General features: G+C 43.9%; 19 protein-coding genes and 2 pseudogenes. 5 read left to right on the top strand and 16 right to left on the bottom strand.

The window, feature by feature from the left end; all coding sequences use genetic code 11:
- Nucleotides 1–2 precede the first annotated feature (2 nt).
- The 5 genes from CQS04_RS01835 to CQS04_RS01815 all read right to left on the bottom strand — a co-directional run bounded on the left by CQS04_RS01835 (nt 3) and on the right by CQS04_RS01815 (nt 7503).
- On the bottom strand, nt 3–1331 hold the full coding sequence (locus CQS04_RS01835) for a restriction endonuclease subunit S (RefSeq protein WP_100352502.1): 1329 nt from the start codon (nt 1329–1331) through the stop codon (nt 3–5).
- A complete protein-coding gene (locus tag CQS04_RS01830) occupies nt 1328–3340 on the bottom strand; it encodes a type I restriction-modification system subunit M (RefSeq protein WP_100352501.1) in 2013 nt (670 codons plus the stop codon). The genes CQS04_RS01835 and CQS04_RS01830 overlap by 4 nt, the downstream gene beginning before the upstream one ends.
- Nucleotides 3341–4058: 718 nt before the next feature.
- Entirely contained in the window at nt 4059–5429 is a 1371-nt protein-coding gene (gene argH, locus CQS04_RS01825) for an argininosuccinate lyase (RefSeq protein WP_100352500.1), read from the bottom strand.
- On the bottom strand, nt 5426–6634 hold the full coding sequence (locus tag CQS04_RS01820; RefSeq protein ID WP_174688376.1) for an argininosuccinate synthase: 1209 nt from the start codon (nt 6632–6634) through the stop codon (nt 5426–5428). Before CQS04_RS01820 ends, argH begins: the two co-directional genes overlap by 4 nt.
- Nucleotides 6635–6723: 89 nt before the next feature.
- The gene (locus tag CQS04_RS01815; protein ID WP_245858725.1) at nt 6724–7503 is read right to left on the bottom strand and encodes a polyphosphate kinase 2 family protein; all 780 of its coding nucleotides are present in this window, start codon (nt 7501–7503) and stop codon (nt 6724–6726) included.
- 118 nt (nt 7504–7621) lie between these two features.
- Here CQS04_RS01815 and CQS04_RS01810 point away from each other — a divergent pair, with 118 nt between their 5' ends.
- The 3 genes and pseudogenes from CQS04_RS01810 to CQS04_RS01800 all read left to right on the top strand — a co-directional run bounded on the left by CQS04_RS01810 (nt 7622) and on the right by CQS04_RS01800 (nt 10687).
- Complete coding sequence (locus CQS04_RS01810; RefSeq protein WP_100352498.1) at nt 7622–8650, top strand: NADH:flavin oxidoreductase/NADH oxidase; 1029 nt, start codon at nt 7622–7624, stop codon at nt 8648–8650.
- Nucleotides 8651–8827: 177 nt separating this feature from the next.
- Nucleotides 8828–9166 carry a DUF485 domain-containing protein gene (locus CQS04_RS01805; RefSeq protein ID WP_100352497.1) on the top strand — a complete coding sequence of 113 codons (339 nt, stop codon included), beginning with the start codon at nt 8828–8830 and terminating at the stop codon, nt 9164–9166.
- A pseudogene (locus CQS04_RS01800) lies at nt 9163–10687 on the top strand (solute symporter family protein). The gene CQS04_RS01805 and the pseudogene CQS04_RS01800 overlap by 4 nt, the downstream one beginning before the upstream one ends.
- 22 nt (nt 10688–10709) lie before the next feature.
- Here CQS04_RS01800 and CQS04_RS01795 read toward each other — a convergent pair.
- Nucleotides 10710–11441 carry an SDR family NAD(P)-dependent oxidoreductase gene (locus CQS04_RS01795; protein ID WP_281257830.1) on the bottom strand — a complete coding sequence of 244 codons (732 nt, stop codon included), beginning with the start codon at nt 11439–11441 and terminating at the stop codon, nt 10710–10712.
- Nucleotides 11442–11451: 10 nt separating this feature from the next.
- Complete coding sequence (locus tag CQS04_RS01790; protein ID WP_100352495.1) at nt 11452–12393, bottom strand: MBL fold metallo-hydrolase; 942 nt, start codon at nt 12391–12393, stop codon at nt 11452–11454.
- Nucleotides 12394–12519: 126 nt separating this feature from the next.
- On the opposite strand from CQS04_RS01790, the gene proC reads away from it, so the two are divergent.
- A complete protein-coding gene (gene proC / locus CQS04_RS01785) occupies nt 12520–13356 on the top strand; it encodes a pyrroline-5-carboxylate reductase (protein WP_100352494.1) in 837 nt (278 codons plus the stop codon).
- On the opposite strand, the gene rnz is transcribed toward proC, so the two are convergent.
- The 4 genes and pseudogenes from rnz to mce all read right to left on the bottom strand — a co-directional run bounded on the left by rnz (nt 13314) and on the right by mce (nt 17348).
- Complete coding sequence (gene rnz, locus CQS04_RS01780; protein WP_100352493.1) at nt 13314–14261, bottom strand: ribonuclease Z; 948 nt, start codon at nt 14259–14261, stop codon at nt 13314–13316. The genes proC and rnz overlap by 43 nt on opposite strands.
- Before the next feature lies 1 nt (nt 14262).
- Complete coding sequence (locus tag CQS04_RS01775) at nt 14263–15501, bottom strand: DNA polymerase IV (protein WP_100352492.1); 1239 nt, start codon at nt 15499–15501, stop codon at nt 14263–14265.
- Between the two features lie 78 nt (nt 15502–15579).
- A pseudogene (locus CQS04_RS01770) lies at nt 15580–16935 on the bottom strand (M20/M25/M40 family metallo-hydrolase); the annotation flags it as partial.
- Nucleotides 16935–17348 carry a methylmalonyl-CoA epimerase gene (mce, locus tag CQS04_RS01765; protein ID WP_100352490.1) on the bottom strand — a complete coding sequence of 138 codons (414 nt, stop codon included), beginning with the start codon at nt 17346–17348 and terminating at the stop codon, nt 16935–16937. The gene mce and the pseudogene CQS04_RS01770, both read right to left, overlap by 1 nt.
- A gap of 112 nt (nt 17349–17460) precedes the next feature.
- Here mce and prli42 point away from each other — a divergent pair, with 112 nt between their 5' ends.
- Nucleotides 17461–17556 (top strand): stressosome-associated protein Prli42, encoded by a 96-nt coding sequence (gene prli42, locus CQS04_RS13980; protein WP_165767453.1) that lies wholly within the window; start codon nt 17461–17463, stop codon nt 17554–17556.
- Nucleotides 17557–17595: 39 nt separating this feature from the next.
- Here prli42 and CQS04_RS01760 read toward each other — a convergent pair whose 3' ends face one another.
- The 5 genes from CQS04_RS01760 to CQS04_RS01740 form a co-directional block, all read right to left on the bottom strand.
- Nucleotides 17596–18036, bottom strand: coding sequence for a BrxA/BrxB family bacilliredoxin (locus CQS04_RS01760; RefSeq protein WP_100352489.1), 441 nt, complete (start codon nt 18034–18036; stop codon nt 17596–17598).
- A 38-nt stretch (nt 18037–18074) separates the two neighbouring features.
- Nucleotides 18075–19088, bottom strand: coding sequence for a methylmalonyl Co-A mutase-associated GTPase MeaB (meaB, locus tag CQS04_RS01755; RefSeq protein ID WP_100352488.1), 1014 nt, complete (start codon nt 19086–19088; stop codon nt 18075–18077).
- On the bottom strand, nt 19085–21178 hold the full coding sequence (scpA, locus tag CQS04_RS01750) for a methylmalonyl-CoA mutase (protein WP_100352487.1): 2094 nt from the start codon (nt 21176–21178) through the stop codon (nt 19085–19087). The genes meaB and scpA overlap by 4 nt, the downstream gene beginning before the upstream one ends.
- A complete protein-coding gene (locus CQS04_RS01745; protein ID WP_100352486.1) occupies nt 21175–22500 on the bottom strand; it encodes a methylmalonyl-CoA mutase family protein in 1326 nt (441 codons plus the stop codon). The genes scpA and CQS04_RS01745 overlap by 4 nt, the downstream gene beginning before the upstream one ends.
- A 100-nt stretch (nt 22501–22600) precedes the next feature.
- Nucleotides 22601–23902 carry a dihydrolipoamide acetyltransferase family protein gene (locus CQS04_RS01740; protein WP_100352485.1) on the bottom strand — a complete coding sequence of 434 codons (1302 nt, stop codon included), beginning with the start codon at nt 23900–23902 and terminating at the stop codon, nt 22601–22603.
- Nucleotides 23903–23910 lie beyond the last annotated feature (8 nt).

Genomic DNA, 23910 nt, shown 5'->3' with positions numbered 1-23910 from the left:
CGTCACCTCACTTCTTCAAGTTCCATCTCACTTATATCAATTTTTCCAGTCACTGCTTCGTAGATTAAGGATTGGCGGTATTCTTTAATTAAATTTATTTCAATTTTTATTTTTTGAATCAAAGAATTAATTTCATCAATTCGGTGTTTTATATTATTTACTATTAATTCTACTTCTTCTATCCTGTCAGGAATTGATACATATAAATTAGCATATTTCTCTGCACTCACATTTTGTATAGTAGCTTGAATTAAATTTGAGTTGATCCACTGAGAATATATATAAGATTGCGTGTAGAGATAAATATACTCTCCTATTTTGTAATTTTTTGCTCTAAGTTTAATTAAATATCCAGCATGCGAAGCTGATTCACTTTCTCTGTGGAAGTATGACTTTCCAACAGTTGCACCACTTCTTGCAAGTAAAATATCACCATTTTTAACATTGTACAGATTGGCTATTTCTTTAGATATTGATTTGAAAGTAGATTCTCTTAACTTACCACTGTCATCAATATCTGTTATCCTGATATACCGTGGCAATTCTCTATCATCTAATTCTGCAGATTCATTTGCACCGTAAGATAAAGGTTCTGAAATCAAGTACTTAACTTTCTTGACACTCCAATTTTCAGGAATCTCTCCAATCCATTCAACACCCGAATCTTTCATTTTCACATTCGGATTTAAACCTTTTGTGACGGCTTCGGTGATTATGGATTGACGTTGTTGTTCTAAAAGATTTATTAAATTTTGCTTCTGAACCACTATATTATCTATACTTTGGACTTTTTGATTTAGATACTTCACAATCTTATTTTGAACCAATAAAGTAGGAGAAGGAATTTCAATCGATAAAAAGGTAGGTAAAGTTATTGTTTTTATAGTAGTTGAATCTGAAACATTATTTAAATGAGCGAGAAAAACATGGTTTCTAATCAACCAAAAAAGATATTCCGGAACAAATAGCTTCTTTATGATTTTTAGACGCAATAGATTTGCTGTAATATTGCTACCGGCTATATCTTCATCTACTATTCCTACTTTACCAATAGTACCTCGTACAGAAATTACTAAATCTCCTTTTTCTAATATAGTTAAAGGGAATCTGTTTGAAGTTTCTAAAGATATATATCTTGGGCTTGAATTTTCTAAAGAGATTTGCCCGTCAGTTCTTAACATTTCTCCCCTAACCTCTAAAATACCTTCACCTACATAATCAATCCCATAATAAGTAGGGTATCTGTAGGCTAATGATATAGCCTTTTTTAAACTGGTAACACTCCACTCTTTTGGAATAGATCCAAACCAATTTGATTTTTGTTCAATCATCCCATCACCTTCTTCAATTGCTCAGCAATCTCCGCTTCTAATACACGAATTTCTTCCATGATTTCTGTTGAGCTTCTGAGCGCAGTGTATTTATAGAATTGGCGAGTGAATGGAATCTCGTAACCGATCTTAGTTTTGGATTCGTCGATCCAAGCGTCTGGAACGTGTGGAAGAACTTCGCGTGTAAAATATTCTTGAATGTCTTTTTTTAATGGCACACTCTCCGTATCTCGCAGATCTGAATCTGGTTCTTGGTCCGTTTTGTTTTTCATGCAGATGTCTGCAGTCTCATCTTTTTCAGACAATCCAGAGAGTACAGCTTTTAAGACAGGAGCAGATACTGTGATTCCTGCGTCTTTAAACGCTTTCTTCAATATAGCTGTGAATTCTTCTCGATTTTTATAAAGTTGTTCTTGATCTAGCTGACGTAGCACATAAACAATTTGAGTTTGCAGTTTCTTGCCTTCTTCAATTTCGAAGTGCCCAGCATCGCCTTTTTTCTTAGGAGTTGCAAGATTACTGAATGCTTTTTGTTCGAGCACACGTGCAATTCGCTTTTCTGAAGCCTGGAAATTAATTCGAAGTGGGCGTTCCACAGTAATTTTTGAATATCCGAAGTCTTCATTATCAAAAATTTTCACGTGTTCATGTTCTCGGAAATCGCCATATAATCTAACAATCTCATCAATTTGATTGCTAGTGATTTCGTTACGTTTGTTACCCATTGATTTTTTCATCTTTTTCAAGAAATCGACAGCATTTACAAGACGCACTTTCCCTTTTGTTAGAGGTGCTTTGTTATTTGTTAAAATCCAGATGTAGGTCGCAATCCCCGTATTGTAAAACAAATCATTTGGCAGAGCGACAATTCCTTCAACTAAATCGTTTTCTAAAACGTATCTGCGAATTTCACTCTCGCCGGAACCTGCGTCTCCAGTAAATAATGGCGAACCGTTCATAATTATAGCTAAGCGTGAGCCTTGGGGGTTCTCAGCAGACACAGGTTTCATTTTAGAAAGTAAGTGTAATAAGAATAAAAGTTGTCCGTCACTTGTACGAGGTGTCCCTGGACCAAAGCGACCTTTATAGCCTAGTGTTTCGGATTCGTCTTTAATCGGTTTTTCAAAAGATTTCCAATCGACTCCATAAGGAGGGTTACTGATTAAGTAGTCGAATTTTTCGTTTGCAAACTGATCGTTAGTTAAAGTGTTTCCAAGACGAATATTGCTTGCATCTTCACCTTTTATTAATAAGTCAGCTTTACAAATAGCGTAAGATTCATCATTAATTTCTTGACCGAAAAATTCTAAGTGAGCAGTAGGATTGTGCTCCTTTAGGTACTCCTGAGCAACTGAACCCATTCCTCCAGTTCCAGCGGCACAATCATATAGGGTTTGTGTTAATCCAGGTTTATGTAAGATTTCTTGATCATCATGTGCAAATAACAAGTGTGTCATAAGTGTAATCACTTCACGAGGCGTGTAGTGATCACCTGCCTCCGCATTCTCGTTGAAACGACGGATTAGTTCTTCAAAAACGTAACCCATCTCCACATTGGAAACGATTTCAGGGTGCAAATCAATCTCACTAAAACGCTTGATTGTAAGATAGAGAAGATTATTCTTCTCTAACTTTTCAATTTGACGGTCAAAGTCAAAGTGATCCATGATGTCTCGAGCTACTTTCGAGAATCCACGGATATAATCGCGTAAATTGTCGGCGATATTGTCTGAATCTGAAAGTAGTTTGTTGAAATCATAGTTGCTAGTATTGAAGAAGTTTTGTTTTGAAACGCGCGTTAACACTTGTTCACGTGCTTCTTCGGCAAGGTTTTCATATTGTTTCTTAGAAGATAGTACGTATTCTTTTGTGCTCTCGAGTACGCAGTCAAAGCGACGTAATACGGCAAGTGGTAAAATCACTTTTCCGTAATCTTCTGGTTTGTATGGCCCGCGTAACACTTCAGCGATTGACCAAATAAAGCTTACTTTGTCTTGAAAATTTATCATCTAATATACCTCATTCTTGTTGTTAGTTTATATGTATTCCTTTTTATTTTACCTATTTGGTAAGCGCTTTACTAGATGTAGTAAAGAATTTAGGTGGTTTTTGGAAAACAAAGCGTAGGAATAGAACTAAATATTCCTGTAGCTTCGTAGTGTAAGTTATGCGGAGCCTGTCACAGCCACAATTCTAAATCGGCAGTTGAAGAGCCACACTTCTTCGACTTCGTCTCGAACTGAGTCTCATCAACTGCCAGAATTGAGTCTAAGACAGGCACCTCACCCGGGGTCTTTTCTTCTGGAGGAGTTTAGAGAATAGGGGATTGTGGTAGAATGCAGAGGTTTAATAATATCTTGGCGTTTGCTGCAGGCTTGCCGTCCTAGACTGTGATTACAAGCTTGAATTATCGGGCCTTGCTCCAGTACAGCCCGACTCTGCCTTGTTACATTAGAGATTGCTAAGTGGTTCTTGACAATGAATAGAGGCAGGGCCGACTCTGGGATTATGAGATTCTACAACTTCCAGAAAAGCAGTGGCAGACTGAGTTTCTTCTACTTCAAGATGTGGATTTTTTCAAGTACGATGAAGAAAGGTGCAGGACTCGCTCGAAAAGCGAGTCCTGCACCTTTGATTTATAGTTCTTAGAGAAAGCCCATCGTCACGATAAAGAAGAAAATCTTCAGCTAAAAAGAAATAGAGTCTTTTACGAGATTGAACTTCGACTTATAACAACGCCTTCGCTTTCTGAAGTTGCAAGCGCACCTGTTCAAAACCAGTGCCTCCAAGTGAGTTTCGTCTGCGGACCGCTTCACGCGGAGATAGAGCGGTATAGATATCTTCTTCTATTAAAGAAGAGTAGTCTTGATACGTTGCAAGAGAAACGTCTTTTAAGAAAATGCCGTTTTGAATGCAATGGAACACAACACGACCCGTAACGTCATGCGCTTCACGGAACGGCATCCCTTTGGTAGCCAAATAATCCGCAAGCTCCGTCGCATTCGAGAAATCAGACTCGACTGCTGCTTCGAGGGTTTCCGTGCGTACCGTCATGGATTCGACCATACCAGCAAAGATTTTCAATGAGCCCATCACCGTCTCCACAGTATCAAACATGCCTTCTTTGTCTTCTTGCATGTCTTTGTTATATGCAAGTGGCAGCCCTTTAAGTACAGTCAGCAAACCAAACAAGTTGCCATAAACGCGCCCCGTCTTGCCACGGATCAGTTCGGCCATGTCTGGGTTCTTCTTCTGAGGCATGATGCTTGATCCCGTAGAAAACGCATCAGATAGTTCAATGAAAGAAAACTCTTGGCTCGACCATAAGATAATCTCTTCTGCAAAGCGAGACAAATGTGTCATGAGTAGAGATGACGCACTTAAAAACTCCACGATAAAATCACGGTCACTCACCGCATCCAAACTGTTCTCATAAATAGATGAAAAGCCTAATAGTTCCGCAGAACGTGAACGGTCAATCGGGAATGTCGTACCAGCAAGAGCCCCAGCACCTAAAGGCGAGCAATCCGTTCTCTTCAATCCATCAACGAAACGTGCTTTATCACGCTCCAGCATCCAGAAATACGTCATGAGATGATGACCGAAAGAGACAGGTTGTGCGCGCTGCAAATGGGTATACCCTGGTGCAAGTGTCTCCACATGTGTTTCCGCTTGCGTTACTAGCACTTTTTGAAACGCTACAATCAGATCGATAATCTCATTCGTACGCTTTTTCAAATACAGGTGCATATCTGTCGCTACTTGATCATTTCGACTACGGCCGGTGTGCAACTTACCTCCGACCGGACCAATCAGATCAATCAGCTGCTTTTCAAGATTTAAGTGGATGTCTTCTTGATCAATGGAAAACTCAAGCTCCCCGTTTTCAGCTTTTGCTTGCAAAACGTGAAGGCCGTCAGTGATCTGCTTTACTTCATCAACAGATAAAATCCCTTGCTCCCCGAGCATCTGAACATGCGCCAAGCTCCCCGTAATATCTTCCATCACCAGCGCTTGGTCAAAGTGGATGGATGCGCCGAATGCATCGACCCACTGTTCGGCCGTCTGTTGAAAACGACCTCCCCATAACTTCGTCATACCGTCACCTTCTGCTCCTGTTGTTTGTTAATGACTGCATGGACTTTTGTTGGAAGTCCCCATAGCTCGATAAAGCCTACTGCAGATGCGTGGTTGAATGCATCATCCGTTGAGTACGTTGCAAGTTTCTCATCATATAGAGAGTTTGGTGACTTACGGCCTTCCACAATAGCGTGACCTTTGAAGAGCTTTACGCGAACCGTACCGTTGACGTATTGTTGCGTTTCCTTTAAAAAGGCTTGCAGTGCTGTGCGCAGTGGTGAGAACCAAAGTCCTTCATAAATCAGCTCTGTTAACTTTTTCTCCATCACAGGTTTGAAATGCGCAAGCTCTTTGACAAGCGTGATGTCTTCAAGTTCTTTATGTGCAATCAGAAGCGTGTGTGCTCCTGGGATCTCATAAACTTCACGTGATTTGATACCAACTAGGCGATTCTCGACGTGATCAATACGACCGACTCCATGTTTTCCTGCTACTTTGTTCAGCTCTTGAATCAAATCGCTCAGTGCGTAGTTCACTCCGTTTAATGAAGTAGGAACTCCAGCTTGAAACTCGATTTCGATAACGTCTGGAGTGTTAGGAGTATTTTCTAGTGCTACCGTTAGTTCATAGGCATCTTCTGGTGGTGCTGCCCACGGATCTTCTAAGATCCCACATTCATTCGCACGTCCCCACAAGTTTTGATCGATGGAAAACGGGCTGTCTAAGTTGATAGGAATTGGAATGTTCTTTTCTTTAGCATACGCAATCTCTTCGTCACGGCTCCACGACCACTCACGAACAGGCGCAATAACTTCTAAGTGAGGCGCAAGCGCTTGGAACGATACTTCAAAACGAACTTGGTCATTTCCTTTTCCAGTACACCCGTGAGCCACGGCCGTTGCTCCGACTTGCTCCGCTACTTCCACTAATTTTTTAGCGATCAAAGGACGAGACAATGCAGAAACGAGTGGGTATTTTTGCTCATACCATGTATGAGCTTGCATAGAAGTGAGTGCATATTCATTTGCAAACTCTTCTTTTGCGTCGATTACATAGCTTTCTGTAGCTCCAACAAGAAGTGCTTTTTCTTTAATGAAGTCTAAATCTTTTCCTTCACCAACGTCTAGGCACACCGCCACTACTTCATATCCTTGATCTTTAAGCCATGTGATGGCGACGGATGTATCAAGTCCACCTGAGTATGCTAAAACGACTTTCTTCATAATAAAACCTCCATGTATGTTTATGCATAATAATTTATCAATATGCATATACTAACATGGAGGTTATAAAAATACAACTAGTTAATTATTTATTCATTTATAATTTGTGTCAGTTCTTTGTCATGGATTGGTGGGAACTCTAATCCTCGTTTTGAGAGCTCAGCTTCGATCGCATTGATGGCATGGCGGATGACTTGGAGACGTGCCGATTTTTTGTCATCTCCTGAAATAACAAACCACGGTGAGCGTTCTACATCCGTCTTTTCGAGCATTTCTTCAGCAGCGACGATATAGTCTTCCCACTTATCTCGATTGCGCCAATCCTCCTCTGTCAGCTTCCATTGTTTAAACGGATCGTTTTTGCGCTCGACAAATCGTTTTAATTGCTCTTCATTTGAAATCTGCATCCAAAACTTGATGATAATATACTCTTCTTCCGTCAGTGTCTGTTCAAATGTATTAATTTCCTCAAATGCTCGTTTCCATTCAGTTTTCGTCGCAAACTTCTCGATTCGCTCGACGAGCACTCGACCATACCACGAGCGGTCAAAGATGGCGATCTGCCCATGCATTGGCAATTTTCGCCAGAATCGGTGCAAATAATGGTAGCGTTTTTCGTGTGGTTGAGGTGCTGCAATCGGATGCACAATAAAACCACGCGGATCCATGCGTTCCGTCAAGCGCTTGATGGCGCCCCCTTTTCCGGCCGCATCCATACCTTCAAAAACTAGAACCAGTGCCACTCCGTGTTTCCGAAGCGTCAGTTGCAGACTTAACAGATGATACTGGAGCTTCTTCAGCTCTTGTTTGTATTCCTTTTTGGACAAGGACTCCGACTTCTTTTGAACCTGGTTTAATTGAATGATCACAAGCTCCACCTCCAGTTTCTCCCTATTATAAGTGATTTCTGAAAATTCGGTAGCTATTCTTTGAAAATTCCATGAAAATGCGAAATAATAGCAACATACCCGAGAAAGGTGATGAGTTATGTCGAAATTATTTGAAACTGCCAAGCTCGGCGAACTAGAGCTTAAAAATAAAGTGATCATGGCACCGATGTGTCAGTATTCAGTCGAAGCGGAAGATGGCCACCCGGAAGATTGGCACTTAGTACACTATTCTTCTCGTGCTGTAGGTGGAGTGGGTCTCGTCATCGTGGAGATGACAGACGTAGAACCAGATGGACGTATCACAAATCGGGATTTAGGTCTGTGGGATGACAGCCATATTGAATCACACCGCCGCCTTGTCGAATGTGTGAAAAAGAATGGTGCAAGAATCGGCGTACAAATCGCACACGCCGGAAGAAAAGCAACGGATGCTGAACAGCCTGTCTCTTCATCGACAGTTCCTGTAGTAGCCGATTCTCCAGACTGGAAGATTCCTCGTGCTTTGACGACCGAAGAAGTCAAAGAGATGGTAGAAAAATTTAAACGAGCTGCAGAACGTGCCATCGCAGCTGGTTACGATACGATTGAACTACACGGAGCACATGGCTATTTGATACATCAGTTCCACTCACCAAGTATCAACAAGCGACAAGATCAGTACGGTCTCGACCTATCGTTGTTCGGTGTTGAAGTCATTCAAGCTGTAAAATCTGTCATGCCTAAAGAAATGCCTCTCTTGTTCCGTATGTCAGCAATCGAATACATGGACGGCGGGTACGGGCTTGATCACGCATTAGAAATCGCTGGCCGCTATAAAGAAGCTGGCGTCGACGTGTTCCATATCTCGAGTGGCGGTGAAGCGCCTCCAGGAAAAGTAACACCATCTAACGAACCAGGCTATCAAGTGGGGTTCGCCCGTGCTTATAAGAAAGCATTTGAACTTCCGGTCATTGCTGTAGGCAGACTCGAAGATGCGGTCCTTGCAGAAAAAGTTGTAGCTGAAGGTGATGCTGAGTTTGTGGCCATCGGTCGTGGCTTGCTACGAGATCCGTATTGGGCTCTTCATGCAGAAGAACAACTGACTGGAAAAGTGACACCACCAAAAGCATACGAACGTGGGTTTTAAATCTTTCTCTCATACCTTTGTGGTATGAGAGATTTTTATTGCTCATTTTCACATAAGATAAGAATTTTTCCCTAGCCTAATTAATGGAAGTAATCGAATACTCTCGTTTTTTAACTATTCATTGTTTTCTGATTAATCATTCATTATACTGAATACTTATAGAAAGGGAGGAATGGTATGGAACCTATAAAAGAAAGCGGTTACACACGCGATTATCCTTATGAGAAGATCGCAAATCAAGAAAACTTTAAAGAGTTGAAACGAAAGAAAAACAGTTTTATCTTGTATGTCTCCATCTTTTTCTTACTTGCGTATATTGCATTACCTATCTTGACTTCATACACGACAATTTTGAATACTCCAGTCATTGGAGATATCTCTCTTGTTTGGGTCTACTCCATTCTCCTGTTTGTGATGACATGGACGCTTTGTATGATTTATGTCAAAAGAGCCAATCAATTCGATGAAGAAGCTGAAGCTATTAAAGATCAAGCAGTCGGTGAGGTGGTCAAATGAGTGGAATTGGTTTGTTCTTCTTCGTTGCCATCGTGGGACTGACATTGTATGTTACATACGTCGCTTCGAAGCGAACGAATTCAGCGAGTGAATTTTACACAGCCGGTGGAGGTTTGACAGGCTGGCAGAACGGAATTGCGATTGCAGGAGATTATCTCTCTGCAGCTTCCTTTTTAGGGATTGCAGGAGCGATCGCGTTATTCGGTTTTGACGGCTTCTTCTTCTCAATCGGCTACCTAGTTGCCTATCTAGTCGTTCTTTATATTGTAGCCGAACCGTTACGAAATCTTGGACGGTACACACTAGCTGATATGATCGCCGCTCGTTTTAACCAGAAAAAAGTACGAGGAGCAGCAGCAGTTAGTACGATTACAATTGTACTCTTCTACATGATTGCGCAACTAGTTGGGGCAGGAGCCTTGATTCAGTTGTTACTTGGCATTGATTACTGGATAGCCGTATTGATTGTGGGAACGATGATGACGATTTACGTGCTCTTTGGAGGGATGGCTGCCACAAGTTGGGTACAGATCATCAAAGCCGTTTTGCTAATGGTAGGAACTGTGATTATTTCCTTCTTAGTTCTGTGGAAGTTCAACTTCAACATTTTAGGAATGTTTTCTGAAATGAAGTCCGTTACCACTCACGGAGAAGCCTATTTGCATCCGGGAGTCCGCTATACAAATGGCATTGATACGATTTCTATGATGATTGCTCTCGTCCTTGGTACAGCAGGTCTTCCTCACATTTTAATGCGTTTCTTCACGGTAAAAGATGCGAAGACTGCTCGTAGTTCAGTTGTTTATGCGACTTGGATCGTAGGAATCTTCTACATTTTGACGATCTTCCTAGGATTCGGCGCTGCTGCATTTGTTGGTTCTGAACAAATTGTTGCAGCGAATGCTGCTGGCAACATGGCAGCCCCACTGCTTGCTGAAGCTTTAGGTGGCGAGTTGCTATTGTCCTTCGTCTCAGCCGTAGCGTTTGCAACGATTCTTGCAGTAGTGGCTGGACTTGTATTATCAGGTGCCTCTGCTTTTGCTCACGACTTGTATGGGCAAATCATTAAAAAAGGAAAAGTGACAGAAAAAGAGCAGATGGTTGCGGCTCGCTCGGCTTCCATTGCCGTATCTGTCATCTCGATTGTGTTAGCGCTTGGAGCACAAAATTATGAACGTGGCCTTCTTAGTGTCTTTAGCATTCTGTATCGCTGCCTCTGCGAACTTACCAGTAATCATCTACACGATCTACTGGAAGAAGTTCACAACAACTGGAGCGCTTGCAGCGATTGTGACGGGTCTAGTCACGGCACTCGTTCTAGTACTACTGAGCCCGAACTTATGGGCGGCGGACGGATCGATGTTGTTTACGGGTGAGCCATTATTCCCACTGACGAATCCAGCCCTAGTTTCTGTTCCTGCTGGTTTCATCGGAGGATTTATTGGAACTCTTGTTGGACAGCGAGCAGATGCTAAGAAATATGCAGAAGTCGATGTCAAAGCGACTGTTGGTTTGAAATAAAAATAGATCGCCCGCGGGCGATCTATTTTTTTGCGTAGATGCTTCTTCCGAAGCGTTCGAATTGTAGAGGGACGAGCTGTGTGAGCTTCGCTCCGATTCCTAAGTGTCGGGGTACGAGCACTTCTCCTTGTGGTCGCACTAATTGTTCAAGAACGACGTCTCGTACCGTCTCAATGGACAGCAGATGCTTGCCGAGTGATTTCTTATAGTTACCGGACGCGTCTGCTTTATCGATGAATGGCGTATCAATTGGACCTGGTTGCACGATAGTCACATCTACCCCACTCCCCATCAACTCCATGCGGAGACCTTGTACATATCCCGTTAAGGCATGCTTGGTGGCTGCATAGACACTTGCTTTGGGAGAGGCCATGCGACCAGCTAATGAGCCGATGAATAGTAGCTGGCCCCTTCCACGTTGTTGAAAAGACTGACTATGGTACCGACTAAACAGTATTGGTAACTCGACGTTAACGGTCAGCATCTCGTGTATTTCTTCAGGACTTAGTGCAGTATGCTCTTTAAAAAAGCCAAGTCCTGCATTCAAAATGACGACGTCAAACTCGTCCTTCACTTCAATAGGCCATGTGGTTTCTTCTTTTTGAGTGAGCATATCCCAAGTGGCGGTTCGGGCTCCTTTTAGTAGCAGTTGTTCTAGAGAAGAAGTATTCCTTCCCGTAACTGTAACCTCGTGCCCTTGGTCTAACAGAGCCTCTGCTACAGACCTTCCGAGACCACTGGTTGCACCCGTTATGAGAATCCGTTTACGCTTTTCGATAATAGTTCACTCCTTGTTCCTGGAGTTCTAAAATTTCGTTTTGCTCCACTAAATAGTCGATTTGACCAATCGTTTCTGACAACGTAAGGCCTAGTTCTTTTTCATAAACCTTTGGGAACAACCGTTTAGTCACTTCAAAAATCGTTACCGTCTCATTGCCTATAAGATTTAAAACATGATACGCGCGTTGTTGCTGTTTCAGTAAACGTTCTTTGATCAGAGTATGGGCGTTCACTACAGGCGCTCCGTGGCCACTATAGATGGTCTCCACTGGAACTTCTAACACTTTCTTCAACGACTCATTGTATTGAAGAAGAGCTTTTGGACGCGGCGCACTTCGAGTAATAGGCGGCTCTATCAATGGATTTGAAGAAATATGTGCAATCACATGATCTCCCCCAATCATAAACTGCGCATCGGGTTGATAGAAAGACAGTTGACTCTGTGCATGTCCAAGAGTTTCTAGCACTTCCATCTTAGGATGACCAGGCAAGTCGTCCCCTTCTTTCAAGATACGATCGAGAGCTCGATTGCCCATTAGCTTGATCGGCCGGCGCATTTTTTCAATCCAGTGGTGGTAGGATTCTGGAACGCCTTCTTCAATCAGTTGTTGTAGATAAAAGGTGTCATGGTAAGAGAAAAAGTCTTCGTCTCTTGTAAACCATACGTCGTTATAAGCATGGCCCATAAGCGTTGCGTTATCAAAGAGCTCTGTCCACCCCGAATGATCCGGATGATGATGAGTGAGCACGACTTGCTCAATGTCAGATGGACGGTAGCCTAAATCTTTTAATTGCGACTCGAGTCGCTCTCGAGCCTCTCCTGTCTTGGGTCCAACATCGAATAACGTTAAGGTGTCTCCTTTTACTAAATAGCTATGAACATCCCCGACAGCAAACGGCGTGGGAAGTGTAATCGTATGAATCATGAGACGCCTCCTAAAATGAATGGTTATTCATAGTGTACTACGAATTCCGAAAGACGTCACGGACACATTGACAAGCGGCTACTACAATTCTATAATTCGAATCATTATACAGAGGAGGCGGTTTGAATGAAGATTGTATTTTTCGGAGCAGGCTCTATGGCAGAAGCATTAATTAGTGGATGGGTACACTCTCCGACACTTCCTCCGCTCTCTCTCTATGTCACCAATAAAAGCGATCACGCAACACTAAAACGATTAGAAGCCACTTATGATACGGGCTGCGTAGTGGACCATCCAGAAAGTGTGGAAACGGCAGATTATGTAGTACTCGCGATGAAACCGAAAGACGTGAAGGACGCGTTTCCAGCGATTCAACCTCAGATTTCAGCACACACGACCGTGATTTCGGTCATTGCAGGAATTGATTTGGAATTGTTAGAAGCAGCATTTCCTGGTCAAGCCATCATCCGAGCCATGCCAAACACGTCTGCTACAATCGGAAAAAGTGCGACCGTGTTGAGTACTAATAATTTAGTTTCAGCAAATACACTTGAATTTGTAACTCAATTATTTGAAGCAATTGGAACAGTTGCTGTCATGCCGGATGATCAGATGCATGCTGTCACCGCTGTTTCTGGAAGTGGTCCAGCATATGTCTATTATGTAACCGAACTACTTCAACAAGCTGCTAAAGAGCAAGGTCTCCCAGATGAAGATGCTGAAGCACTTGTATTGCAGACTCTCGAAGGTGCTGTAGCTATGCTGCGCGAGACAAACGAGAAGCCTGCCACACTAAGACAACGCGTGACAAGCCCAGGAGGCACGACAGAAGCCGGCCTTCGCAAAATGAAACAACAAGGAATGGAGACGGCGATCTCTGAAGGCATCGCCGCTGCTGCGACTCAGTCGCATATACTTGGTCAAGCTGTAAAAGACGTTATGCTGCCATCTCGTAAAAGCTGATAGCCCTGTAAATCTCGAGCTATATAGACGGGACAGCCGGAATCTCCCATTTCAGTTACTAAGCGCGGTTCATCTTCTTTTGTGAAGCGTGCACTAATATGTGTTGCAATCAAATGTTTAGCCCCTGCTCGCTGTGCTACGGTCGCTGCTTGACGAAATGTCGAGTGACCGTAAGCACCAGCGAGTTTTTTATTGGTATCGTCAAAGGTGGCTTCATGAACGACCACGTCCGCATTCATAGCTAATCGAATCGAAGCTTCACAAAATCTTGTATCTCCAAGAATTGATAGAATAAGCCCTCGCTGAGGGGAAGATGTGACATCTGTACCTTTTATTATTCGGCCGTCTTCTAACTGGATAGTCTCTCCTTTTTTTAAACGCCCCAGTAACGGTCCTTTTGGTACCCCCAACTCTCGAACTTTATCCATTAAAAGCGTACCAGGTAAGTCTTTCTGAACGATTCGGTATCCGAAGCTTGGAATCACGTGTTCCAGTAAGTCCGCTTCCACTACAAACTGCTCGTCTTCAAACACGACTCCCGGATCAATTTCTCTAATAGTGAGTGGGTAGGTCAGATGCGTTCCTGATAGCCGGAGAGATGTGCGGATATATTCTTCAATTCCAACAGGACCATAAACGGTCAATTCTTCTGTTCCGCCGAGAAAAGAGCGGGATCCCAAAAAGCCTGGAAGACCGAAAATATGGTCCCCATGAAGATGCGTGATGAAAATCTTTTCCACTCGCCGCGGTCTATAGGAGGTTTCAATCAGACGGTGCTGCATGGCTTCTCCACAATCAAACAGCCAATACGTATCTCTTTCCTCTACAAGGTTCAATAAAATCGAGGACGTATGACGCGTTCGAGATGGCATGCCAGCACCCGTACCTAAAAACATGAGTTCCATCTTACTCCTCCTTGTTGTGATCATTTAAGAAATCTTTACTAAAGCTTGAAGATGAGCCTTTAGAGCGGATTCGGATCCCTTTTTGAATACTCGACTTTCCGTATTTCTTTTGCAGCTCTTCTACAAGATTTCGAACTGGTTCTTCTTTAGCTACTTGTTGATACGAGTCAAACGTCAATTGCTCGGTGATCTCACCTGGCTCTTTCAACTGTTGCACAGTTACACCAACCAGACGAACTGGTTCGAGATTCCATAGTTCGAGGAATAACTTCTTGGCGTGTTTTTCAATATCCGATTGTCTATAGATAGGTTCTTTAAATGTGCGACTCTTCGACCGGTTCTGCCAATCGTGATAACGGATTTGGACATGAACTCCGTACCCCACATACCCTTTTTCTTTCAAACGACTTGCCACTTTACCTGATAACTGCTCGATATGCTGGAGCAGTGCAGGTTTTGAGGTTTCGTCAAAAGACAGAGTCTTGGAGTTGCCTACACTTTTTCGTTCATACACGGATTCTGGATCTACTGGTCGACTGTCGATTCCGTGAGCTCGTCGCCACAATTTTTCGCCGTGTTGTCCCAGTACTTCAGACGCTTGTTTTTCGGTCATGCGCCCTAAGTCTCCAATAGTATGAATAGAGTGTTCTCGTAATTTGTTAGCAGTCTTCTCTCCCACACCATGCATCTTTTCCACATCGAGCGGCCACAATACATGTGCTACATCGCGTTTCCTAAGCACCGTGATTCCCATTGGCTTTTTCATACCGCTTGCCATCTTAGCTAAAAATTTGTTCGGAGCAATTCCGATACTACAAGGCAGGTCGAGTTCTCGTAAAATGCGACTTTGAATGGTCTTGGCAAGGTCTATGGCATCCGCACCGTTTACAACAGAAGTGACATCAACATAGCCTTCGTCAATAGAGACAGGCTCTACAAGATCCGAATACTCCCGCAAAATCGCAAACATGGCTTGGCTGGCAATTCGGTACCTCTCGAAAGTAGGGGTAACGAAAAGAAGCGAAGGGCATTTGCGCTTCGCTTCCCATACAGGCATCGTCGTGTATACTCCGTAAGCACGAGCCTCATAGGAGCATGTGATGATAATGCCTTTACGTTCTTTCGGATTGCCGGCAACAGCGACCGGCTTTCCTTTTAAAGAGGGGTCATGAGCCTGTTCGACCGACGCAAAAAAACTATTCATATCCAGATGGAATAAGATGCGTCCGCGCTCGCTCATTCTCTGTTCCTCCTATTTCTTCACTAATTGTTCTACTACATCTGCTAATTTTTCAAGCTGATCAAGTGGCATCGCTTCATTTGTTGTATGAATCTCTTCGTAGCCTACAGATAAAATGACTGTTGGGACACCTAGACCATTTAAGATATTGGCATCACTGCCGCCTCCACTACGCTTGATGGAAACAGGAAGTCCTAGAGCTTCAAGAGCTTCTTTTGCAAATATTACGACAGGTTCTGATTCTGAATAGGAGAATCCTGGATACATCATCTCGGTCTTCGTCTCTGCAGTGGCTCCGAATTGTTTTGCCGTTGTCGAGAATGTATTAACCATATGATCTACTTGAGCCGTTACTTTTTCTTCAGTCAAAGAACGTGCTTCAGAAAGGATGTGAACTTCTGGGCAGACAATATTTGTCGCTTTTCCACCTTCAAAACGACCGATGTTCGCTGTTGTCTCGTCGTCGATGCGACCAAGAGACATCGCAGAAATTGACTTCGCTGCCACTGTGATGGCAGAGATACCTTTCTCAGGAGCAACACCCGCGTGCGCTGGTTTCCCTGTAACAGTTGTCCATAACTTTGCTTGGTAAGGAGCTGCTACAACGATACCGCCGACTTCCCCGTCACTATCAAGCGCATAGCCATAGTCTGCATCTAGAAGTGCCGCATCTAACGCTTTTGCACCGACGAGTCCGCTTTCTTCTCCAACTGTAATCACGACTTGAATCTGTCCGTGAGTTGCACCGCGGAAATGTGCGTTTCCACTGATTGTATTATGTACTTTTGAACCACCTAAGTCTTCAGATGAAATCTTCTCACCTGTCACCGTTTCGATAACTTTTGGACCTGTTATGAACATTTGACTCGTCTTGTCAGTCATGAAAACAAAATCCGTGATGGCTGGAGAGTAGACTGCGCCTCCTGCACATGGCCCTAAAATAACTGAGATCTGAGGAATCACACCAGAGTAGATGGCATTGCGATAGAAAATCTGGCCATAGCCGTCTAACGATACGACGCCTTCTTGGATACGAGCGCCACCCGAGTCATTGAGCCCGATGAACGGAGCCCCGTTCTTTGCGGCCATGTCCATGACGTTAGCAATCTTAAGAGCATGCATCTCACCAAGCGCACCACCAAACACTGTGAAATCTTGAGAGAACAGATACACCGGTTTGCCGTGCACTTTTCCGTACCCAGTCACGACTCCGTCTCCAGGTCCTTCTTGCTTGTCCATTCCAAAGTCCGTCGTACGATGCTTAATGAATGGGCTCAGTTCAACAAATGTACCCTCATCTAATAGTAGATCAATTCGCTCGCGAGCTGTCAGCTTTCCTTTCTCATGCTGCTTTTCAATACGCTCGTCACCACCACCAAGTTCAATAGTGCGTTTGCGGTCATATAACTCATTAATTTTATCGTACATATCCATTACTGTTTCGCCTCCGACTGTTTTTCGCATACTTCATAAAGCACTCCGTAAGAAGACTTTGGATGTAAAAAGGCTACTAATGCGCCTCCTGCTCCTACTTTCGGTTTGTCTTGAATCAAGCGCACCCCTTGCTCTTTTAATTCCTGTAACCGAGTTTCAATCGAGTCGACTCCAAAAGCGATATGATGCATGCCAGGTCCCTTTTTTTCTAAGAAGCCATGAATAGCGCTAGCTTCTGAAAGTGGCTCCAATAGTTCAAGTTTTAGATTCCCAGCATCTAGAAAAGCAACTTTTACTTGTTCGCTTTCAACTTCTTCAACTTTCAACAGTGGAAGACCTAGTGTCTCCTTATAGTATGGAAGCGCTTCATCAATAGATTGTACGGCGATTCCAATATGATCTACTTTTTTCATCATGCCATCCCCTTTCGCACTCTATCTTCTATTGTAGCGATTTCAAAAATGGTTGGCTACCTCTTTTGTCTTTGCTAAAATAGAGGTAGTGAACTAGAGGAGCGATGTATACATGAGAAATGAGACGTTTCGAAAAGTAATTATCTACTTAATGATTATCACAATGTTACTTTCTACATTTGTGTTTGGATTAAGCTTTTTACTATAAAAATACACGGTCTGAAATTCAGACCGTGTATTTTTTAGTTTAATATTCTTCGCAGTGCTCTTCGAATAGCGCTTGAAGGTGCGTGATGACACTCATTGGGTCATGCCCTTCGATTTCATGGCGTCCCACTTCTGCAACCATTTGACCGTCTTTTACTAAAACGAATGATGGTGACGAAGGCAGATGCTCGTCGCCGAACTTGTCACGCGCATAGAAAGTCGCTTCTTTATCTTGTCCTGCAAATACCGTTACCAAGTGATCTGGACGGCGGTCATAATGTACCGCATGTGTAGCTGCTGGACGGGCGATACCTCCTGCACATCCACATACTGAGTTGATCATGAACAAAGTAGTTCCAGAACGCTCAAGCGCGCGGTCTACATCTTCAGGTGTACGTAATTGTTCGTATCCTGCAGCATCCATCTCATTGCGAGCTGTAGTTACGATCTCATTCATATATAGGTTAAAATCCATACTCATTTCAAAACACTCCTTTATAGCAGTATTGTATCAGACTTTTAGCTACTTGACGAAGCAAAAAGTTTGCTGACGGCTTGTTCAACTGTCAGCTCTGATGCAGCTACTTGTTGTTCTAGTTCTTTCATCAGGTGCTTTTTTTCAGGAGATTCAAAAAACCTTGAAATCAATGCGTCTGTTACGGACTCTTTGAACCACTGCTTTTGTTGCAAGCTACGAGTTTGTTCAAACACACCCGACTCCGTTGTAAGTTTACGGAACTGGTCGATCGTCTGCCAGACATCTTTTAAGCCGGTTTTTTTATAAGACGAAACAGGAAGTGCAACAGGTGTCCAACCAACAGTTGCCGGTTGGATGAAATGCAAAATCTGTTTAAATTCAGATACCGTCTTCTTCGCAGGTGCTTCATTGGTTCCGTCTGCTTTGTGCACGATGATGGCGTCTGCAAGTTCCATAATTCCCTTTTTCATCCCCTGCAGCTCATCTCCAGCTCCAGTCAAAGTGAGTAACAGGAAGAAATCCGTCATTTCTCTGACAGCTGTCTCCGATTGACCGACTCCTACCGTCTCGATTAATACGACATCATATCCTGCTGCTTCACATAACAACATCGTCTCGCGACTTTTTTTATGCACGCCGCCAAGTGTTCCTGACGTTGGTGACGGGCGGACAAATGCGTTTGCTTCTTTCACAAGTGTCTCCATCCGCGTTTTATCACCTAGAATACTTCCACCCGTACGAGAGGATGAAGGATCGATAGCAAGGACAGCAACACGATGACCACGTTCAACAAGCATCTTCCCAAATGCTTCGATAAACGTACTCTTGCCTGCACCAGGGACACCAGTGATGCCAATTCGAATCGAGTTTCCCGTTCGAGGTAGCAATTGCTGTAAGAGTTGCTGCGCCGCTTCTCTATGAGTAGGTTGTTGACTTTCAATGAGCGTGATGGCACGAGCAAGAGCAACCCGCGAGCCGTTAACAAGCGGCTCTACAAGTTCTTCAAGATTTAAAGATTGTGGTACTCTTTTCGAAAATTTTTTGACGTTCGTCATACGGTTTCTCCAGCTTCTTCGTAGCCAAGCTGCTTGTAAATCTCCTCGATTACTTTTTGAGCAGCTACCGGAATGACAGTTCCTGGACCAAAGATAGCAGATGCGCCGTTTTCAAGCAGGAACGCATAATCTTGACTTGGGATAACGCCCCCAACAACAAGAAGAATATCGGATCGACCCAATTTTTCAAGTTCTGCTTTCAGTTCAGGCACAAGCGTCAAGTGACCTGCTGCAAGAGAACTGACTCCGATGACATGGACATCGTTTTCAACAGCTTGTAAAGCCGTCTCTGCAGGAGTCTGGAACAGCGGTCCCATATCGACATCGAAGCCAAGGTCTGCAAATGCTGTCGCTATGACTTTCGCACCGCGGTCATGCCCATCTTGTCCCATCTTCGCAATCATGATGCGCGGACGGCGACCTTCGTTTTCTAAAAAGTCTTCTGCCATCTCTTTCACTGCTTCCACTTCTTGAGATTCCGAATAGTTTGAGCTGTACACACCACTGATTGAACGAATGATGGCTTTATGGCGGCCCGACACTTCTTCAATAGCATCTGAAATTTCACCAAGAGTAGCTCGGTGACGTGCCGCTTCTACCGCGAGCTCAAGCAAATTGCCTTGGCCAGAAGCTGCAGCATCAGTAAGTTGTTGTAGCGCTTTTTCTACTGCCTGTTGATCGCGTTCTGTGCGAACTTTTTCAAGACGCGCGATTTGAGACAGTCGAACTGCTGAGTTGTCGATGGCTAAGATGTCGATTGGGTTTTCTTTTTCAAGTCGACGGTAATTGACACCTACGATTTTCTCTTGTTTCGAATCGATCTGCGCTTGACGAATGGCCGCTGCTTCTTCAATCTTCATTTTCGGTAGACCGGTCTCAATAGCTTTCGCCATGCCACCTAAAGACTCGATTTCTTCGATATGCGCCCACGCTTTAGTCATCAGTTCTTCAGTCAATGTCTCGAGGTAATAGCTACCGCCCCAAGGATCGATAATAGACGTCATGCCCGCTTCCTCTTGCAAGAACAGTTGCGTGTTCCGTGCGATTCTAGCGGAGAAATCTGTCGGAAGCGCGATGGCTTCATCCAGTGCGTTCGTATGAAGAGACTGTGTGTGCCCCATAGCCGCAGCGTTTGCTTCGATCAATGTACGTGTCACGTTGTTGAACGGATCTTGTTCTGTTAAACTCCACCCCGAAGTTTGCGAGTGCGTACGTAGTGCTAACGATTTTTCATTTTTCGGATCAAACTGAGAAATCAGTTCTGCCCAGATCCGGCGTGCGGCGCGCATCTTCGCGACTTCCATATAATAGTTCATGCCGACTGCCCAGAAGAATGACAAACGCGGGGCGAACCGGTCAATATCCATTCCTGCAGCGAGTCCAGTGCGGACATATTCAAGGCCGTCCGCGAGTGTATACGCAAGCTCGATATCCGCTGTAGCACCGGCTTCTTGCATATGATAGCCCGAGATCGAGATCGAATTGAACTTTGGCATATTTTGAGACGTGTATGAGAAGATATCTGCAATGATCTTCATCGACATATCAGGCGGATAAATATATGTATTACGTACCATATATTCTTTTAAAATGTCGTTTTGAATCGTCCCTGTCAGTTGCTCTGGAGTGACTCCTTGCTCTTCTGCAGTCACGATGTAAAACGCCAAAATCGGGAGCACGGCTCCGTTCATCGTCATCGATACTGACATCTGATCAAGTGGAATGCCGTCAAATAAGATTTTCATGTCTTCTACAGAATCAATTGCTACACCGGCTTTCCCGACATCTCCTTTGACACGTTCATGATCCGAGTCGTACCCACGGTGCGTGGCAAGGTCAAATGCGACGGACAAGCCTTTTTGCCCCATTGCCAAGTTGCGGCGATAGAATGCGTTACTTTCTTCTGCTGTAGAAAACCCGGCATACTGGCGAACTGTCCATGGTTTTTGGACATACATCGTAGGATACGGGCCTCGAGTGAACGGCACCATTCCAGGGAGTTCCCCAATGTGGCGTGCTTGCTGCAGATCCTCTTTTGTGTACCGAGGCTTTAATGGAATGCCTTCGTTTGTCATGATCGTCTTTTTCATCGTGCATCCTCCTTCACTGCCAGTTTAGAACGGAGCTCTGACCCTTTTTCAAGAAGAGACTGACCTAAATGAATCATTCCAGTTACTCCCTTTGATTGGAAGTTTTCGAATTCTGGGTGTTTGCCTGCGATATCAACGAGTTGTGGCCCATCTGTCATCTCAGCAACTACCTTCGAAATATCTTCATCAGTTCCCGCAATGACGATATACGCATACTCATTCATTTGAGCTGGAGAAATCACAGCTGCATCCCAGCCGAACGTCGATAAGACGCCTTTACAAAAGTCTACACGAGGTTTGCTTGTTTTGTAGTCACCTGCTTGTACAATGGCTACTTTTTCAGAGAAAGATTGAAGCGACGCTCGAAGCTCTTCAAATTGTTCAGCTAAACGTTTGTATCCGTTATCTTGAGAAGCTATGGTAACAGGATCTGCAGGATTTGCATAGATTGTTGTACCGATGAGGGCTTGTTTGCGTTTTGCCACGGCTTGGAGCTGAGCGTCGAAAGACGTACTAGATTGCTGCTGCAACCATTCATTTTGTTGCTCTACAGTTTTCTCGCTTACTTCAATGAAAGCATTCCAAGCTTTCTCAGTAAGTTGGTCGGTCAACGCCTCAATCGCATAAGCCCCCGCTGCCGGATCTTGAACTGCAGATACGAACGTTTCATGCTCAATGATTTCTAAGATGTTAGCAGCAAGGCGTTTGCTGAGTTCTGTTTCGCCAGTCAACTTATCAAATGGGTAGACAGCTACTTCATTTGCGCCGCCAAGAACTGCTGAGAATGCGCTGTTGGCACTGCGCAGTAAGTTGACCATTGGATCATATAAAGAATAGGAGCGCAAAGACGTCTCAGCGACAATGACTAAAGATGTTGTCTCTAGATTGCGAGCGTGTAAAAAAGCACTCCACAATACGCGAGCAGCACGAAGTTTCGCGATTTCCATAAAGAACTGAGTATCTACAGAAAAAGCCACCTTCTCTGGAATCGATCCAGATTCTGCTCTTTTATGAGATTCAAGAAGAAATGCCACAAGTTCTGTGACAGCATCTGCCCCATGTTTATGCCACTTTCTTGTGTCTAGCTCAACTTGCGTTCCAGGCTCAATAGCCTTCACATCTTCAGTTACCCATACTTGTTGAAGCTTTTGGATTTGATCTTCTTGTTCTTTAGTTAGTTCTGTATAAAGAGGCTCAATCGTGATCAGCTCAGGAGTTGTAGTCGTGAGCGATGACCAGTCTTTTCCTCGTAACGAAGAGGTGACAAGTTCTTTCCATTGTTCTACTGTCTTTGATTCAAACGAGCTTGTAGAGTGTGCCATGTTGTTCCTCCCTAACTTGAATGCGTTTTCATACCATTTCTAGTGTACTCTATTTTTTGGAATAGAAAAAGCCGTCCAACCAAGTGGACGGCCCCTAAAATTAATAGACGGACGTGTTTTCTTTCGTCATGTTTTCTAGAATTTCTTTCACTCGTGCTAAGAAACGGCCACATACGAGACCATCAAGTACACGGTGATCAAGAGATAGACATAAGTTGACCATGTCTCGAGCTGCAATCATGCCGCCATCCATGATAACTGGACGTTTGACGATAGACTCGACTTGCAGAATCGCTGCTTGTGGATAGTTGATGATTCCCATCGACTGTACAGATCCAAATGAACCTGTATTGTTGACTGTGAATGTGCCACCTTGCATATCGTCAGATTTCAACTTACCAGCACGTACTTTTCCTGCTAGTTCGTTGATCTCACGGGCAATCCCTTTAATCGTCTTCTCATCAGCATGCTTGATCACCGGGACATACAACGCATCTTCTGTCGCTACTGCAATCGAAATGTTGATGTCTTTTTTCTGGATGATCTTATCGCCTGCCCACATGGAGTTCATCATTGGGAATTCTTTCAATGCTTGTGCCACTGCTTTTACGAAGAAAGCAAAGTACGTCACGTTGAAACCTTCTTTTTGCTTGAACTCGTTTTTGATTGAGTCACGGTATTGAACCAAGTTCGTCACGTCTACTTCAATCATTGTCCATGCGTGTGGTGCCTCGTGCTTACTACGAAGCATGTTGGCAGCAATTGCTTTACGGATACCTGTGACTGGAATTTCCACGTCACCTGGTAGTGTTGGGATATCTTGTTTCGGTGCCACTGGTGTTGCAGCAGCAGCTGGAGCTGCTTGTGGTGTTACCGATTGGCTAGGAGCCGCTGGTGTTTCTTGTGCTTGAGGAATCTCACCCGAATCGATGATCTTTTGAAGATCTTTTCGAGTGATGCGTCCTTCTTTACCTGAGCCTGATACAAGAGCTAAGTCAATGCCGTGCTCACCAGCCATTTTCAGAACAGCTGGAGAGAAACGGCCGCCACCTGCAGGGCGTTCCACTTTCGCAGGAGTCGCTGGTTGCGCTTCCTGTTTAGGTGCTTCTTGAGGTGTTTCATCTTTAGATGGTGCAGGAGCTGCTTCTTCCGTACTTCCACCTTCAGTTTCAATCGTACAAACGACTTCACCAACTGCTAATGTATCTCCTTCTGAAGCAATCAATTCTTTGATCACGCCAGTAAATGAAGAAGGAATCTCAGCAGTGACTTTATCTGTGTTCACTTCAGCAAGCGGGTCGTATTTGTTGACGTGGTCGCCAGGAGCAACCAACCATTTTTCAATGGTCCCTTCCGTCACACTCTCTCCGAGCTGAGGCATTTTGATTTGTTCAAGTGCCATAGTAGTTC

The organism is Chryseomicrobium excrementi, assembly GCF_002798305.1.
Lineage (GTDB): Bacteria > Bacillota > Bacilli > Bacillales_A > Planococcaceae > Chryseomicrobium > Chryseomicrobium excrementi.
This window is presented reverse-complemented; position numbering and strand designations above follow the sequence as displayed.